The organism is Rhodococcus sp. NPDC059234 (assembly GCF_042754225.1).
In the GTDB taxonomy this organism is placed as follows: domain Bacteria; phylum Actinomycetota; class Actinomycetes; order Mycobacteriales; family Mycobacteriaceae; genus Rhodococcus_G.
In genome coordinates, this window is record NZ_JBHZAH010000006.1 from 41,790 (window position 1) to 57,890 (window position 16,101).

A 16,101-nucleotide genomic window follows, 5' to 3' on the forward strand; every position below is an offset into this window, starting at 1 on the left:
AGCCGACGCCCGAACCCCGCGCCTCGCTCAGCCGGTCACGGATTCGGTGCACACGGTGAATCGTCGCTCGGGATGGGCGAATCCGCCCTCGGTGCACTGCTCGATGTCGGCGGAGTTCTCGATGATCCGCACGACGCGCTCCACCGACGGCGCGGTCGGGTCGGTGCAGTCGACGCGGCGCGGCTCGTCGTCGCCGGCCGGGACACTCATGCATCCGCCTACGATCCAGTCGATGTCCAGGCACAACGCGCCCTGCTCCCGGGAGCCGAGCGTTTCGTAGTACACCTGATCGGCATCCGATGGGCACTGCGTGTTCGCGGATGCCTTCGCGATGACCTTGTAGTTCGAGTCCATGCTGCCGCAGGCGGCCCCGTCGATCTCCGCCGCAGACATCGTTCCGCCCAGCGTCACGCAGTCACCGACCTCGGCGCGGAAATCGGTGGAACCGCCGCCGTCGCCGGCCTGCTGACCCGAGATGGTCGTGGTCACGGCGATCGGTGACCCCGCCACGGTCGTCGGCTTCGGGGAACAGGCCGTCACCGCCACCGCAAGTGCCGCCACTCCCGCCGCCGCGACCGCCCCACGGACCCACGAACCACGTTTCACCACAGTCTTCATCCCCTCGACCACTTCCCTGTCGGCGCGGTGCGCCGGTGCTCGTCATCGGCAACGCTCAGCAGTTTGTCGCATTTGTCGCCGAAGCCGAAACCCGGCGATGAGTTTCTCGCGTGCCGATGGTCTGTACTCGAGAGACCGATCACGGAAGGGTGAGGTGCATGACCGAGAGCGCAGTACGTGGAGAGTTCGCCCCGCTGGCAGAGCCGTACCGGCGGGAGTTGCTGGCCCACTGTTACCGGATGTCGGGCTCGGTGCACGACGCCGAAGACCTGGTCCAGGAGGTGTACCTCAAGGCGTGGCGGGCCTACGACCGGTTCGAGGGGCGCTCGTCGCTGCGGACCTGGCTGTACCGGATCGCGACGACGACGTGCCTCACCGCGCTCGAGAGCAAGGGCAAGCGTCCGCTGCCCACCGGACTCGGCGCGCCCAGCTCCGACCCCGCGGACGACCTGGTCGAGCAGCGGGAGGTGCCGTGGCTCGAGCCGATTCCGGACACCATGGTCGGCACGGGCGCCAGCGACCCGGCGGTGGTCGCGACCTCGCGAGAGAGCATTCGGCTGGCGCTGATCGCGGCGTTGCAGTTCCTGCCGCCGAAGCAGCGCGCGGTGCTCATCCTGCGCGAGGTGCTGGCCTGGCCGGCGGCGGAGGTCGCCGAGCTGCTCGGCACCAGCACCGCGGCCGTCAACAGCGCGCTGCAGCGCGCTCGTGCGCAGATCGACCAGGCCTCCCCGACGGAGGAGGCCGTTGTGGAACCGGTCCGGCCGGATCAGCGCGAGCTCCTCGACCGGTACATGTCGGCGTTCGAGACGTATGACATGGCGGCGCTGAAGGAGCTGTTCACCGAGGACGCGGTCTGGGAGATGCCGCCGTTCGTCGGCTGGTACCAGGGCCCCGACGCGATCCGCACCCTGATCGAGAACAACTGCCCGGCACAGGGGCCCGGCGATATGAAGCTTGTTCCGACCGTGTCCAACGGTCAGCCGGCCTTCGCGATGTACATGCGCGACCCGGCCGGCGTGTACCGGGCGTTCCAGTTGCAGGTCGTCTCGCTCGGACCGTCCGGGATCGGCCACGTGACGGTGTTCTTCGACGACTCGCTGTTCGCGAAGTTCGGTCTGCCCGAGGTCTGGGTCGCTCCGCAGGCTCCGCTCCCGGGGACCGGGGTCGCTCCGGTCCGGACGCTCGAGTCATGACCGGCAGTGCGGTCGCATGGCCGATCGCGGATCCGGTCGCGCTGCTCGAGAGGTCGATCGGCTACGCCCTCGGCAGCCTGCAACTGGTGACGCCGCGGGACATGACGGCGCCGACGCCGTGCCGCGAGTGGGATCTGCGTGCGCTGCTGGCGCACATGAACGACGCCCTCGCGACCCTGCAGGAGGCCGTCGACGATCGCGCCGTGACGCTCGTTCCCGACCCGAACACGATCGACGAATCGACCGATCCCGTTGCCGCCCTCCGGGATCGGGCCTGCCACCTGCTCGGCTCGTGGACCGGGTCCGGCGACGCGGCTCCCATTCGGATCGGCGAGGTGCCGGTGCTGGCCGACATCGTTCCCGCCGCCGGCGCGCTGGAGGTCGCGGTGCACGGTTGGGACGTGTCCGCGGCGTGCGGACAGCCCCGTCCGATCCCGGCCGCGTTGGCGGACGAATTGCTAACCTGTGCAGCGCTGTTCGTCACCGAGGCGGACCGGCCCGCTCGCTTCGCCCGACCGCTCGAGGTGGCGCGAGACGCCGGTCCGGGGGAGCGGTTGCTGACCTTCCTGGGGCGGCATCCGGGCGACGGGTGAGTGCTCCGCAGGGAGTCACCGAGACAGGAAGCCGGCCACGGCCGCCGCCAAGACGCCCAGCACGACCGCACCGGCACCCGCCGACACCGGGCGACTGTTCGCGGTCGTTCTTCCCTCGCGCAGCCGGCGCGCCCGATGGTGACCGATCCCCGCGAACCCCAGCATCATGCTCGCCGCCAGCAACCCGGGGATTGCCGCCTCGCTCGAACCTCGCTGCACGACCTGGTTGACCAAGAGCACAGCAGTCACCATCGCGGACATCGCGGTTCGACGCCAGGCGAGCGATGTCCGTTCGACCTGCAGGCCGGGGTCTCGCGGCGCTGGTGCCGGGGTCACGAGAGGATCAGCGCGGCGATGGTGAGCAGGGCGATGGTGCCCGCACCCACCGCCAGGATCGGAACCAGGGCGGAGCTCGGCAGCGGCTCGTCCCGCCGCATCGCGCGCTGCACGGCACGCCACTGGAAGTACGCGCCAAACGCGAGGACGACCGAAAGGCTCACGCACGCAAGTACAACGGCCGATCGGGTGCCCGCCGTCGGGAACGGCGACATCAACTGGTGAACGGCGACCGCCCCCGCAAGAAGGCAGAGCGCGGTGCGAATCCACGCCAGGAACGTCCGCTCGTTGGCGAGCGTGAAACGATAGTCCGGCTCGCTCTCGGCCACGACGTCCTTCACCTGATTCATGGTGAGAGGTCCTCTCCCGTTCACCCGCCCGTGCTCAGCGTCGCCGGACGTCATATCCGCTCGATGATTGCCCCGCTCGCCATCGCGCCACCGGCACACACGGCGACGAGCGCCCGCTCGCCGTCGCGACGCTCGAGCTCGTCGATCGCTGCCGCGATGAGTCGCACTCCGGAGGATCCGACCGGGTGTCCCAGCGCGATCGCTCCACCGTTGACGTTGAGTCGGTCCTCGTCGACGCCATGGACCCGCGCCATCGACATCGGGACCGCCGCGAACGCCTCGTTGACCTCGAACAGGTCGATGTCCTTCACCGACATCCGTGACCGCTCGAGTAGAAGCTCCACCGCCTGGACCGGCCCGTCCAGAAGGAAGTGGGTCTCGGCACCGATCAAGCACTGCTTGACGATTCGCGCCCGCGGACGCAGGCCGAGTCCTCGCGCCACGGTCTCGTCCATCAGCACCGCGGCGGCGGCACCGTCCGAGATCTGGGACGAGGTGCCCGCGGTGTGCAGACCGTCGTCGAGCACGGGCTTCAGGCGCGCGAGGGCTTCCATGGAGGTCTCGCGCAACCCCTGGTCGTGCGCGACGACGCCAGCCGAGCCTCCGTCGGCCTCGGGTGCCTTGATCGGGATGATCTGCCGGTCGAACCGACCCTCCTCCCACGCGAGCGCGGCCCGCTGCTGCGACCGGAGACCGAATGCGTCCAGCTCCTGCCGGGTGAAGCCGCGGCGCCGCGCAATACGATCGGCGCCGAGGAACTGGGCCGGGATGTCAACTGTCCATCCCTGCGGTCGGGGATGTCCGACATCCCCGGAGATGTTGGACAACAACGGAACTCGCGACATCGCCTCGACGCCGCAGGCCAGGCCCGCGTCGATGACGCCGGCCGCGATCTGGGCCGCGATCAGGTTCACCGACTGCTGCCCGGAGCCGCATTGCGCGTCGATCGTCGTCACGCCGGTGCGCTCGGGCAGGCCCGCGTGCAGCCATGCGTTACGGCTGACGTTCGATGCCTGCTCGCCCGCTTGCGTCACACATCCGCCGATGACCTGCTCGATGATGCTCGGGTCCAGCTGCAGGCGTTCGAGCAACCCCGACTGGACGGCCGCCAGCAGTTCCGCCGCGTGCAGTCCGGACAGCCAACCACCCCGCCGACCGTAGGGTGATCGGGCAGCATCCACGATGACCGGATTACCCACAATTTCTCCTTGCGCATTGGCGACGCCCAGTTCGTGGACGTCGTGTCGTTTGTCCGCCCATCACGTGATCGGTGGACGGCTTCTGGAATCGACCTCGTTGATGTGCACATGACGGCCGCTGTCCGGAGCCGGCTGGCCGTGCCTGCCGGCTCCGGAGCGAGGACGTATCACCGCCGCGTAGACGGTGCGTCCTTCGTCGGTGTCACTTTCCGGGCTCGGGGTCTCGGGGGAGACCCAGGAGCCGCTCGCCGATGATGTTCAGCTGCACATTGGTGGTGCCGCCGGCAATCGAGAGATTCTGCGAGCTCAGGAACATCCGCGTCGCGGACCTACCCTGGTCGCCGAGCAGGGCGCGGGGGCCTGCCCAGTCCATCGCGACCTCCCACACCTGCTGGATGTGCTCGACGCCCAGCAGCTTCGCGATCGAGGATTCGGCGCCTGGCTGTCCGCCGGCAAGGGAGCGCAGGGTGGTGCGCAGCCCGAGCAGGCCACCGGACTGCGCGTCGCACAACACCTTCCCCAGCACGGTCAGCTGCTCGTAGTCCAGGCAGCTCGGGAGCTCGGCTGCCAGGTCCAGCAGCGCCTCACCACCGGAACCGAGCGAGGAGTCGTTCGACAGTGAGACCCGTTCGTTGGCGAGGGTGGTGCGGGCCAGTTTCCAACCATCACCCGGCGCCCCGACCAGGCATTCGTCGGGAACGAACACGTCGTCGAAGAACACCTCGTTGAACAGGGCCTCGCCGGTGATCTCTCGCAACGGCCGAATGTCGAGGCCGCTGTTCTTGATGTCGACGAGGAAGTAGGACAGGCCCTTGTGCTTGGGGACGTCGGCGTCGGTGCGGGCCAGGCAGATGCCCCAGTCGGCGGTGCGGGCCATCGACGTCCACACCTTCTGACCGTTGAGCTTCCACCCGCCGTCGACCTTGGTCGCCTTGGTGGACAGGCCCGCCAGGTCGGAGCCGGCGCCGGGCTCGGAGAACAACTGACACCACACGATCTCGCCCCGCAGCGACGGCGGCACGAACCGCTGCAACTGCTCGTCGTTGCCGTGCGCGATCAGCGTCGGGATCACCCAGTTGCCGATGATCATGTCGTGCGGGGTGAGCTCCGCTGCCCGTAGTTCCTGCGCGATGACCAGCTGGGTGACCGCGTCGGCGCCCTTGCCCCACGGGGTGGGCAGGTGCGGTGCGGTGTAACCGCGCGCGGCCAGGTACGTCTTGCGCTCGGCGCCCTCCAGGTCGAGGGCGGATGTCAGTTCGGTGCGGACCTCGGCGCGGATCTGCTCGGCTTCCGGCGGCAGGTCGACGCTCAGGACGCGGCGCACGCCCTCGAGCGTGAGGCTCGCGACCCGACGCTTCCAGGATGCGGTGGAGCCGAGCAGGATCCGCAGGGACTGTGCCCGCCGCAGGTAGAGGTGGGCGTCGTGTTCCCAGGTGTAGCCGATGCCACCGAGGATCTGGATGCAATCTTTGGTGACCTGGAACGCGGCCTCGGGCGCGACCGCGGCGGCGACCGCGGCGGCCAGGGATGCCTGTCGGTCCTCGGTGTCCTCGCCGAGGGCACGGGCGGCGTCCCAGGCTGTGACCCGGGCCTGCTCGGTCTGGGCGAGCATGCGGGCGGCCTTGTGCTTGACACCCTGGAACTGGCCGATCACTCTGCCGAACTGCTGCCGCACCCGCGCGTAGTCCGCGGCGGTGGCAGTGGCCCAGTCGGCGAGACCGGACGCTTCGGCCGCGAACAGCGTCGCGGCGATGTCGAGGACCCGCCGCGAATCCAGCGCGAGCACCTCGCCATCGGCGAGGGCGAGGCCGTCCACGGTGATCTCGGCATTGCGGCGCACCACATCGTGGCTCGGCAGCTCGGTCACCTCGAGGCGGTCGCGGTCGACGAGAACGAACGCGAGGTCGCCGGTGTTGTCGGTGGCGGCGAGCAGGAACCGATCGCCGACCTGGCCGCCGAGAACGTGGCTGGACGTGCCGGACAGGGTGACCGCGCCGCCGGCGCGCACCAGCTTCAGCCCGCCAGGCTGAAGGGACACCGCACCGAACACGGAACCGTCGGCCAGACCGGCGAGTTCGGTGGTGCGGCCGGCCTCGTGCAGGACCGCCGAGACGATCACGGTCGGCAGGAACGGGCCCGGCACCATCGCCCGGCCGAGTTCCTCTGCGACGATGGCGGTTTCGAGCAGCCCGTAGCCGGCGCCGCCGACCCCCTCGGGCAGGTGCAGGCCCAGCAGGCCGAGCTCGGCGAGCGAACCCCAGAAGGCGGGGCGGGTCTCGCTCTTGGCCTCGACGGCCTCACGGATCACGGTCGGGGTGGCGTGCCGGGCCGCCCATCCGCGCACGGAATCGCGGAGTTCGCGGTCTTCGTCACTCATTCCAATAGTCATGAACATTCCTCAGAAATAGGGGGAATCGATGTCGGATGCGCTCCGAGTCGTCAGCCGGCGGCTTCGAGAGTTGCCTTCGCCCAGCGGTAGTCCGCCTTTCCGCTCGGCGAGCGGACGATTTCGGGGACCACCACCACGGTGCGCGGCACCTTGTAGCCGGCGATGTGTGCGCGGCAGTGCGCGATGAGATCGTCGCGGCCGGGTGCGTCGACGCCGTCGCGGGCCTGGATCACGGCCGAGACCCGCTGGCCGTAGGTCGGATCGGGGACCCCGGCGACGACCGCATCGAGCACGTCGGGATGAGCCTTGATCGCCTCCTCCACTTCCTCGGCGTACACCTTCTCGCCACCCGTGTTGATGCACGAGGAGCCGCGGCCCAGGACCACGATCGAGCCGTCCTCCTCGACGCGGGCGAGGTCACCGAGCACGGACAGGCGGACACCGTCGACCACCGGGAAAGTCGCAGCGCTCTTCTCCGGATCGCCGAAGTACCCGATCGGGACGTGCCCGACGCGTGCGAGGTAACCGATCTCGTCCGAGCCGGGAATGATCGTCGCGAAGTCGGCGTCGACGACGCGTACCTTCGGCGACGGCGACATCCGCAGCAGTCCGTCCTCGCTCGCCTTGAGCTCGCCGTCGTTTCCGGACTCGGATGACCCGAAACCGTTGCGCAATACCACATTCGGAAGAAGCTCCTGCAGTTGCTCGCGCACGCTGGCCGACCAGAGCGCTCCGCCGGAGCCGATGGCCCACAGCGAGCTGAGGTCGAAGCGGTCACGGTTCTCGGCGATGGCGTCGGCGAGCGGCCTGGCGATCGCGTCGCCGACGAGCTGAACGCAGCGGAGCTTGTGCTTCTCGATGAGCCTGAGCGCCTCGACGGGCTCGAACTTGGGCATGAGCACATGCTTGGAGCCCATGAACATGCAGGTGAACAGCGAGTAGGACGCCGCACCGTGCATGAGCGGCGCGGTGAGCAGGTAGGACAGCGGGTCCGCGTTGGCGGCCGCGGCGGCCGCCAGTTCGGCACCGGACAGGATCGGTGCCCCCATGAGATTGCCCCCGCTCAGAGCGGCGAAGTAGAAGTCCTCGTGACGCCACATGACGCCCTTGGGCATGCCGGTGGTGCCACCGGTGTAGATGATGTATCGGTCGTCGCTGCTGCGCTCGGGGAAGTCCCGGCCGGGTGACTGTTCAGCGACGGCCGTGCTGAAGTCGGCCACCGAAACACCTGCCGCCGCAGCGGCGGCCGAGAGGGCGGGTCCGGCAGGCTCGCCGATGAGCACGATGTGTCGCAGCGTGGGGCACTTGGGCAGCACCTCGGCGATGACGTCGCTGAACTCGCCGTCCGCGACCACAGCGGCCAGTTGTGCGTTGTTGTAGAGGTACGTCAGCTCGGCATCGACGTAGCGGTAGTTGACGTTGACCGGGACCGCGCGCACCTTCAGGCACCCGAGCAGCGACTCGACGTACTCGATGCTGTTGCGGGCGTGGAGTCCGACGTGTTCGCCGGGCTGGATTCCCTGAGCGGCGAGGTGGTGTGCGATCCGGTTCGCGCCGGCATCGAACTCACCGAACGTGCGAGTGTCGTCGCCGCACACGAGCGCGATCTTGTCTGGAACCCCATCGACGAGCGCTTCGGTGAGATCCGCGAGGTTGAGTGACATGGCAGGTCCTTCAAGAGTATTCGCACAATGTGGGTGTGTGCGGTGGTGTGACACGGCGAAGCGTGGTGACGGGCAAGGCTCGGCCGGAGAGCGTTGCGTGGCCGGTCGTCACGGAGTGGTCGGAGCAAGGCTGACGGGTTCGACGACACCGGTCGAATCCGGTGGGGTGTCCGGCTGCAGACCGCCCTGCGCAGGCGTGCGACCGTGCCGCATGATCAGCGCGACGCCCAGGCCCACGACGCCGACGAGGGCGGCGTACAGGTAGCCACGAGTGATCGCGGTGTCGGCGTACAACACGGCGTGGGTCTTCGGGTTCACCGCGAGTACGTGGCGTGACATCACCACCCCGGTCAGGGTGGTCGCGATCCCGCCTGCCAGCAGTGAACCCATGCCACTGATCGCGTTGCCGATGCCACCCTGCGAGGCAGGCAGCGCGTCCTGAATCAGGTTCGCATTCGACGAGTGCAGGAATCCGACGGCGAAACCCATGATGGAACTCATGACCGCGACCTGCCACTGGATCGTGAACAGACGTGAACCCAGGAACATCACGACCAGGAACAACACGGCCGCGGTCAACAGCACATATCGTGCGCCGATCCGCTTGGAGACGATTCCGCCGAGCGGCCCGGCGAACATCGACGCGATGCCGAGCGGGCACGTCCAGATCGCGAATTCCATCGCGGACAGGCCCGAACCATAGCTGATCCCCGGCAGACCCGAGGGGGTCTGCAACATGGTCGGGATCAGGAGAGAATGGGCGCTCATCATGTAGGCGATACAGGCCACCGCGAGCACGGTCGGACCGAACCTTCTGCCGAACAAGACGTTGAGGTCGATCAGGGGGCTGGGTGCAAAGCGTTGCCACACAACGAATCCCACCAGCATCGCGGCGCCACCGATGAGTGCGGCGAGGGTCAGGGTATCGGTCCACCCGGCTCGGGCGCCCCTGGTGATGCCGACGAGCACGATGCCGATCCCCGGACCGAGCAGGACGACCCCGAGGTAGTCCAGCGGCCGGTCCACGCGGATCGGGCTCTCCGGAACGATCAGTGCGTAGAAGGGGATCAGGACGGCCACGTAGGCCGCCATGAACCAGAAGATTCCCTGGTATCCGGTGTGGTCGATGAGCCAGCCGGCGATGAACGGACTCGCGATCGCCGACATCCCGATCCCTGTGACCGCAGCGCCGAGGGCGATCGGCACGACGTCACGAGGAATGATGTCACGGATCAGGCCATAGGAGATCGTGACGATTCCCATCAAGGAGCCCTGCAGGATTCGTCCGGCCATCAACATGGCGAACGAAGTCGCCAACGCGCACAACACACTTCCCGCGATGAAGAACACGGCAAGCGACAGAATCACCCGCTTCTTGCCCCATTTGTCCGCGGCCTTACCGACGAGCGGCATCACGGTGCCGCCCGCGAGCGTCACGATCGAGACGACCCACGCGATGTTCAGGGTCTGGAAGGCGGGTGCCATGTGTGGCAATGCCGGGAGAACCATGAGGATCTCGAATGTGGCGATCTCCGACAGCAGGATGATGACGCCGAGCACGGTGAGGATGCGGCCCCGGCTCATGGATGCGACTTGTGACTCCACCCGTTCACATCCGATCGCTCGGACCGGGCACGCCCACGGGGGTGTCGCCGACGATCGAGATACGCTCCATGACCCGGCGAGCCGGGAAGTAGTCGCTTGCTGCGTAGTGCTGGCAGGATCTGTTGTCCCAGAAGGCGATCGTGTCCTTCTGCCACCGCAGACGAACCTGGAACTCGGGACGCTGGACGTGTCGGTACAGCAGTCGGAGGAGTTCGTTCGACTCATCCTCCGAGATGCCCAGAATCCGCTGTGTGAAGGCGGAATTGACGAACAGCACGCGCCGGCCCGACTCGGGGATCACCCGCACCACGGGGTGGATAGCTGGCGGAAAGTGCGGGCGGAGCTGCGCCACCGCCTCCTCCGGCATCCTGATCCCGAACGATTGCATCCAGTCGTGTTCGGCCTCGAGGCCGTCGATCCGGGCCCGGATGTCCTCCGGGAGCAGGTCGTAGGCGGCGCCGGTGTCCGCCCACAGCGTGTCGCCGCCAACGGAGGGAATCTCGACGGCGCGCAGAACAGCTGCATACGAAGGGAACTCGTGCCAGGTGACGTCGTTGTGCCAGACGTTCTCCACTCCGACCGACATCGCGTCCTTGGCCAGGGTGGCCACATCGGCGTCGCTCTGGCCGGGCTGGGTGTACTTGAAGAACGGGTGCTGCTCCAACTCACCCCACCGTGCCGCGAAGTCTCGGTGCTCGCTGCGATCGATGTCCTGGTCGCGGAAGAACAGGACCTTCCATTCCAGCAGTGCGCGACGCAGCTCGGCGAGCACCTCGTCGGAGAGGTCGCCGCTCAGCCTGATCCCCGAGATCTCCGCACCGATGGTCGGTGTGTGCGGCGTGAGCGTGAACAGTTGGTACGGACGCTCTTCCAGGGTCTCCGGCATTCTCGTGGCAACGAGTGGGCCGTAGGCCGCGAGCGGATCGGTGGGAGTGGGGACGGCGGTGACGGGAAGTGCATAGGTCATGGACTGACTCCTTGGGTTCCGGTATCTGTGCTGGGTGAGGTCTCGAGGATGGCGACGCAGCTGTCGATGAGATCGGTGACAGTCGCCCTTCGCTGGTCTGCCGTGCGGTCGCTGCTCTCGTACGCGGCGAGAACGGAAATGCTGAACACGACCACGTTCACGGCGCGCCACTCCGCGGTCTCGTGCGGTGCCAGGCAGGCGTCGACCATCAATTGATGTACGCGCCGGTAGCTTTCCGAACTCAGGTGTTGCTTGATCAGATCTGCCAGTGCGGGGTCGAACAGCGCCTGGACCAGGAACCGGGCATACCGGCTTCCGGGACGGCTCAGCGTCTCGGAAGCCAGCGGCCACACCATCGCCTCCGCGGCCTGCCGCGCGGTCAGCGGGGTTCCGTGGCCCTCCATCTCGTCGAGTAGTGCCTGCCGCCGTGCATTCACGGCCGACCCGCGCGCCTCGATCACGGCCCCGATCAGTCCCTCCCGGGACCCGAAGTGGTACTTCGCCGCCGACTTGTTCGATTGTCCAGCCGCGATCTGGACGTCCTTGAGCGTCAGTGCGGGCATTCCCTTTTCGGCGACGATCTGTTCGGCTGCATCAATCATGGCCTCGCGCGATGTGGTCCTGGTCACAAGAGCCAGATTAAGGCCGCAGCCTTACTTGTGTCAATGCCGAACTCGAGACGCTCAGGTGATCGCCTTCCCGCAGTTGGGGCAGAACTTCTCGTTCGGATGATGTTCGGCTCCGCACGAGGCGCAGAAGTGCGGCTCCTGCTTTGCCGCTTCGGGGGTTGCCCCCGCTTCGTTCGGAGGCGCGGGGGCCGTCGTCGAGGCGGCGGCGCCAGCTTCGGGACTTTCGGGTCCGGCCTCCGTGGACGGCTGTCCACCGCCCTCGCCGGGTGCGTGGGCGGACGGGCCGTCGGTGAACTGTGCGGTGGTCGCAGCCGCGGCGCCGGTCGGTGGCGGCGCACTGGGAGTGGGCGGTACGCCGGGAGTGGGCGGCGGGCCGGGAGTGGGCGGTACGCCGGGAGTGGGCTGCGGGCCGGGACCCCCAGCGGTTGCCGTGGCGCTGCGACGACTGCGGATCACCATGGCGGCGGCGCCGGCGACGAGTACCGCCGCGAGGCCGGCGAGGGCGTACCACTTGACGTTCGAGCTGGACGACGTCGACGTGTCGCCGTACTTCTCCCGGTTGTTCACCGCGTTCGTCTTGTAGTCGGCGGCACCCGGATAGTCGGGCGACAGCGACATGGCGTCGTCGAAGTCCGCGATCGCGTCGGAGTAGTTGCCGGCGTAGAAGTTGTCTAGTCCGCTCCGATATGCGTGATCGGCCGGGCCCAGTTCCGAAGTGACGTTCTTGCCGGACATGAGTTCGGCGAGACCGCTGGAGGGTGCGATGAAGTTGAACGCCTGCTGTTCCCCCTTCGGGCCGAAGCTGTTCACTCCGAGCACCTTGCCGTCGAGTGCGATGGTCGGGCCACCGCTCATCCCCGGGGAGAGTGCCGCATCGATCTCGTAGACGGGCATGGTGTCCTGGGTCGACTTCTTGCTGATCTTGCCGCTCTTGTTGGTCGGGTCCAAGGTCACGTCGGTGACCTTGTCAGTGCTGCCGGGGTAGCCGACCGCCAGAATCGGCGTGCCGATGGAGACGTCGGCGTCCGTGCCCAGTTCGGAGGACGGCAGGTTGGACTTCTGCACCTTCAGCAGGGCCACGTCGCCCTTGCCGGGTGCCCGCACGTCGGAGACTTCGGCGGGGAGGGTGGTGCCTTTGCCGGTGCCGTAGGTCACCGTGATCGTCATCTCCGGGTCGGAACCGCCGGTCTCGCCCTCGACTCGGTCGTTGGCGAGCACGGTCTTGTACAGCTGGTCCGGGTTCACCGTCGGATCCTTCTTGGCCTCCTCGTTCACGGCCTCCTGGATGATCGCCTCGCGTGAGCCGCCGGCGCAGTGACCGGCCGTGCCTACCCAGCCATCGGGGTTGACGACGAAGCCGGTGCAACGCCAGCCGGTCAGGTACGGGCCGAAGACACTCCCGTTGGGAGCGCGGATCCAGCCCTTGGCGGACGCGTCGAGGTAGACGACCGCCGGACGGATGAGGGCGGCGGCCTTCTCTTCCGGGTTCACCTGGGGCTGCTGAGAAGGTGTGGTGTCGCTGAGAGCGGCGCCCGGTAGTGCGATGAACAACGCCGTGGGTAGGACGGCAAGCGCGGCGCATCTCGAGCGCCATCGACGATTGGACATGACGGACTCCGTCCAGCGGGGGAGGTGGTCGATCAGCCGAACTCGGGTGGTGTGGTCCGAGAGGTGATTGCGGCAGGCTGCGAGGCATCGGCGTTCGGCTGGTCCATCGAATCGGCTGGGCCCGAGTGGCCTCCAGCGACCTCTCTCTACGATTCTGTACCCAGAGCGATCACCCCGACATCTCGACAGTCCCAGCGGGTGCGTGCGATCGAATGATTCTGGCGTAATGCGTTGTACCGCAGTGGGTTACGGCATTCGAAAATTCGCAACGTGCAATCGCGTCATCAGCCGGAAATACGCACTCCACACCGGTGACCCGTTGGTCTGTTGTGCTGAGTCTACTTCGCCGAGGCGCGAAGCGCACCGATCCTTCGCTGTCCGAAGCATCGAACGAGACGAGCCGCAGCCGGCGCGGCAGAATCGTGAATTGCGTTGATTCCGAAGCATTCTCCCGGGCCTGTGATCAGTCGATCGTCCCGCGCTAGCGGGCGACCGCGATCGCCCGCAGCACCCCGAACGTCTCCTGCTCGTCCTGCTCGGTCCCGTAGTCGCTGAGCTTGACGATCACCGTGCGCGTGGTCGGGTCGACGTAGGTGTACTGGCCGTACACGCCGATTGCGGAAAGGTCGGACCCGTCGCCGCCGGTGGGATGCCACCACTGCGCCGAATACCCCCACTTGTCCACCGGGTGCGGCGCCGGGTTGCTGATCCGCGAGATCCACGCCGGCGGAACGACTCGCGTGTCGCCGACGCGGCCGCCGTCGAGGACCAGCTGCCCGATCTTCGCGAAGTCGCGGGCGGTGGCGTTGATGCAGCAGAACGCCTTCTCCTGCCCGCCGTCCCGGTCGAGATTCCAGGTGGCGTCGTCCTCCGCGCCGACGGGGCCCCACAGGTCGGCGGCGAGCAGGTCGGTCAGCGGCCGGCCCTCGGCCCGGGCGAGCACCTGGCCGAGGAGTTGGGTGTCGACGCTGCGGTAGTCGCCCCTGCTGCCGGGTGGGAACTGCACGCTCCGGTGGTCTCGGACGAACGCGTCGAGGTCTCGGGTGAGGTACATCCGGGCGGTGCCGGTCAGCGGATAGTAGGGGTTGTAGTTCTCCGACACGTCGGCGCCCGAGGTCATGTCGAGCAGGTTCCGCACGGTGATGGCGTCGTACTCGCCGCCGGTGGCCAGCTCCGGGAGCACGTCGACGAGACGGTCGTCCTCGCTCAGCTTGCCCGCGTCGATCGCCTGGCCGACCAGCAGCGAGACCACCGACTTCGCCATGGACCAGGACGCCAGCCGGGTCGTGGGCCCGACACCGTCGCGGTACCACTCGTGGGTGAGGGCTCCGTCGCGCAGCACCAGGAAGGCGTTCGTCCTGGTGGCGTCGAGGAACTCGGCGACGGGTATCTGCCCGCCCTTCCACGGCACGGTCTCGGGCAGCGCGGCCGGGCGCACGGGCAGCGGGCGCGGGTGGGTCGCGGGCACGGCCCGGGCCGGGTAGAGCGCGCCCTGTGTGGACGGTGCGTCGACGAGCAGCCGGGCCAGCGTCGGCGGTGCGGGGATGTCGAGCGCGGCGGTCCCGGCGTAGGCGCCGGCGACCAGCACCGCGGCCGCGAGCGGGACGGCGATCGCCGTCCGGGTCAGGATTCGCCCACGGCGGGAAGGCTTTTCGGACCGCGACTGCCCGGATGCGGTGGCGTCGTCGGTGAGGGTGCTCGGCTCGGTCATCGTCCTCGATCTTCGGTGCGGTCGACGGCGGGGGACGGAACCGTCGATCGTGCGGATCCCGAGAGTGTCGCCAGTGTCGCCGTCAATGATGAGGGGAGCGACACGCCGAGGAGGCCGAATCGGTGCTGTGGCTACCCGACGGCCTCCCAGGCGAACGGCACGAACGCCTCGTCCAGCGGCGCCGCTGTCATCCGGTTGGCGAAGGTCGACAGCGTGTAGGTGCCGATACCGAGCACGACCTCGAGCGCCTGCCTGGTGGTGAAGCCGGCGCCGAGGAAGGCGCGCATCCCGTCTTCGTCCACCGCGCCCGCGCTGTCGAGTACGGCCAGGGTGAAGCGGCGTAGCGCCTCGAGCCGGGGATCGTCGAGCGGTCGGCGCTCGCGCAGCGCGGCGATCAGGTCGGGCGAGGACCCGTCGCGGGTGAGGCCGGCCGAGTGCAGGGCGACGCAGAGGTGGCACTCGTTGCGGGTCACGATGGCGAACACCACCACCTCGCGTTGGAGGTGGGTGAGGGTGCCGCGCTCGAACAGCGAGTTCGCCCGGGCGAAGGCCTGCACCAGTTCCGGCGACTCCGCCATCAGGGCCGTCGCGGCGGGCAGGAAGCCGAACTGCTGCTCGATCGCGGCCATGATCGGCCGGACGGCGGTGGGGGCGGTCGCGGTGGTGTGCGCGGTGAACGACATGGGGGGCTCCCTCGGCTAAAGTAGACAATGCGGTTGTCTAAACCGTAAACCTGGTTGTCGATATTGCGCAAGGGGTGCGGCATGAGTGAGCACGAGAGCCCGGGATTCGAACTGCCCCTGCTGCTGTTCGCCGGATTCCGGTCGTTGATCGACGAGGTCCATCGCAGGCTCGCCGAGCAGGGGCATCCGGACATGCGGCCGGCCCACGGTTTCGCGATGCAGGCGGTCGGGCTCGGTGGCGCCAGCGCCAGCGAGGTGGGCAGGCGACTCGGCATCTCGAAGCAGGCGGCGGGCAAGACGATCGACCGCCTGGAGTCGCTGGGATACCTCGCGCGGCGGCCCGATCCGTCGGACGCGCGGGCCAAGCGGGTGGAACTCACCGATCGGGGGATCGACAGCCTGCGGCGTTCGGCGATCATCTTCGATGAACTGCAGGCCGACTGGGCGTCGACGATCGGACAGGGTCGCCTGCGGGCCCTCGAGGACGACCTGCGCACCGTCACCGCCGGTCAGGGGTTTCGACTGGACGCGCAGGCCTGGTTCGGCGGGTGAATTC

General features: G+C 68.1%; 15 protein-coding genes. 3 read left to right on the forward strand and 12 right to left on the reverse strand.

What is annotated here, in order from left to right; genetic code table 11:
• Positions 1 to 27: 27 nt before the first annotated feature.
• The gene (locus ACFXGJ_RS02470) at positions 28 to 618 is read right to left on the reverse strand and encodes a hypothetical protein (protein ID WP_378616117.1); all 591 of its coding nucleotides are present in this window, start codon (positions 616 to 618) and stop codon (positions 28 to 30) included.
• 158 nt (positions 619 to 776) lie between these two features.
• Here ACFXGJ_RS02470 and ACFXGJ_RS02475 point away from each other — a divergent pair, with 158 nt between their 5' ends.
• Both ACFXGJ_RS02475 and ACFXGJ_RS02480 read left to right on the forward strand, forming a co-directional pair.
• Entirely contained in the window at positions 777 to 1,811 is a 1,035-nt protein-coding gene (locus tag ACFXGJ_RS02475; protein WP_378616119.1) for a sigma-70 family RNA polymerase sigma factor, read from the forward strand.
• Positions 1,808 to 2,404, forward strand: coding sequence for a TIGR03086 family metal-binding protein (locus tag ACFXGJ_RS02480; protein WP_378616121.1), 597 nt, complete (start codon positions 1,808 to 1,810; stop codon positions 2,402 to 2,404). Before ACFXGJ_RS02475 ends, ACFXGJ_RS02480 begins: the two co-directional genes overlap by 4 nt.
• A gap of 15 nt (positions 2,405 to 2,419) precedes the next feature.
• On the opposite strand, the gene ACFXGJ_RS02485 is transcribed toward ACFXGJ_RS02480, so the two are convergent.
• The 11 genes from ACFXGJ_RS02485 to ACFXGJ_RS02535 form a co-directional block, all read right to left on the reverse strand.
• Entirely contained in the window at positions 2,420 to 2,740 is a 321-nt protein-coding gene (locus ACFXGJ_RS02485; RefSeq protein WP_378616123.1) for a DUF202 domain-containing protein, read from the reverse strand.
• Positions 2,737 to 3,090, reverse strand: coding sequence for a YidH family protein (locus ACFXGJ_RS02490; RefSeq protein ID WP_378616125.1), 354 nt, complete (start codon positions 3,088 to 3,090; stop codon positions 2,737 to 2,739). The genes ACFXGJ_RS02485 and ACFXGJ_RS02490 overlap by 4 nt, the downstream gene beginning before the upstream one ends.
• 50 nt (positions 3,091 to 3,140) lie before the next feature.
• Positions 3,141 to 4,289, reverse strand: a complete 1,149-nt coding sequence (locus tag ACFXGJ_RS02495; protein ID WP_378616127.1) for a steroid 3-ketoacyl-CoA thiolase — start codon at positions 4,287 to 4,289, stop codon at positions 3,141 to 3,143.
• Between the two features lie 202 nt (positions 4,290 to 4,491).
• Positions 4,492 to 6,678 carry an acyl-CoA dehydrogenase gene (locus tag ACFXGJ_RS02500; RefSeq protein ID WP_378616129.1) on the reverse strand — a complete coding sequence of 729 codons (2,187 nt, stop codon included), beginning with the start codon at positions 6,676 to 6,678 and terminating at the stop codon, positions 4,492 to 4,494.
• A 50-nt stretch (positions 6,679 to 6,728) separates the two neighbouring features.
• Positions 6,729 to 8,342: an acyl-CoA synthetase gene (locus ACFXGJ_RS02505; protein ID WP_378616131.1), complete on the reverse strand. Its 1,614-nt coding sequence runs from the start codon at positions 8,340 to 8,342 to the stop codon at positions 6,729 to 6,731.
• Between the two features lie 108 nt (positions 8,343 to 8,450).
• A complete protein-coding gene (locus tag ACFXGJ_RS02510) occupies positions 8,451 to 9,926 on the reverse strand; it encodes an MFS transporter (protein WP_378616133.1) in 1,476 nt (491 codons plus the stop codon).
• 25 nt (positions 9,927 to 9,951) lie between these two features.
• Complete coding sequence (locus ACFXGJ_RS02515) at positions 9,952 to 10,914, reverse strand: TauD/TfdA dioxygenase family protein (protein WP_378616135.1); 963 nt, start codon at positions 10,912 to 10,914, stop codon at positions 9,952 to 9,954.
• A complete protein-coding gene (locus ACFXGJ_RS02520; protein WP_378616138.1) occupies positions 10,911 to 11,543 on the reverse strand; it encodes a TetR/AcrR family transcriptional regulator in 633 nt (210 codons plus the stop codon). Before ACFXGJ_RS02520 ends, ACFXGJ_RS02515 begins: the two co-directional genes overlap by 4 nt.
• Before the next feature lie 54 nt (positions 11,544 to 11,597).
• Complete coding sequence (locus tag ACFXGJ_RS02525) at positions 11,598 to 13,151, reverse strand: trypsin-like peptidase domain-containing protein (protein ID WP_378616140.1); 1,554 nt, start codon at positions 13,149 to 13,151, stop codon at positions 11,598 to 11,600.
• Between the two features lie 481 nt (positions 13,152 to 13,632).
• A complete protein-coding gene (locus ACFXGJ_RS02530; RefSeq protein WP_378616142.1) occupies positions 13,633 to 14,862 on the reverse strand; it encodes a serine hydrolase in 1,230 nt (409 codons plus the stop codon).
• Positions 14,863 to 14,993: 131 nt separating this feature from the next.
• Complete coding sequence (locus ACFXGJ_RS02535) at positions 14,994 to 15,545, reverse strand: carboxymuconolactone decarboxylase family protein (RefSeq protein ID WP_378616144.1); 552 nt, start codon at positions 15,543 to 15,545, stop codon at positions 14,994 to 14,996.
• An 81-nt stretch (positions 15,546 to 15,626) separates the two neighbouring features.
• Between ACFXGJ_RS02535 and ACFXGJ_RS02540 the strand changes: the two genes are divergently transcribed.
• Positions 15,627 to 16,097 carry a MarR family winged helix-turn-helix transcriptional regulator gene (locus ACFXGJ_RS02540; protein WP_378616146.1) on the forward strand — a complete coding sequence of 157 codons (471 nt, stop codon included), beginning with the start codon at positions 15,627 to 15,629 and terminating at the stop codon, positions 16,095 to 16,097.
• Positions 16,098 to 16,101 lie beyond the last annotated feature (4 nt).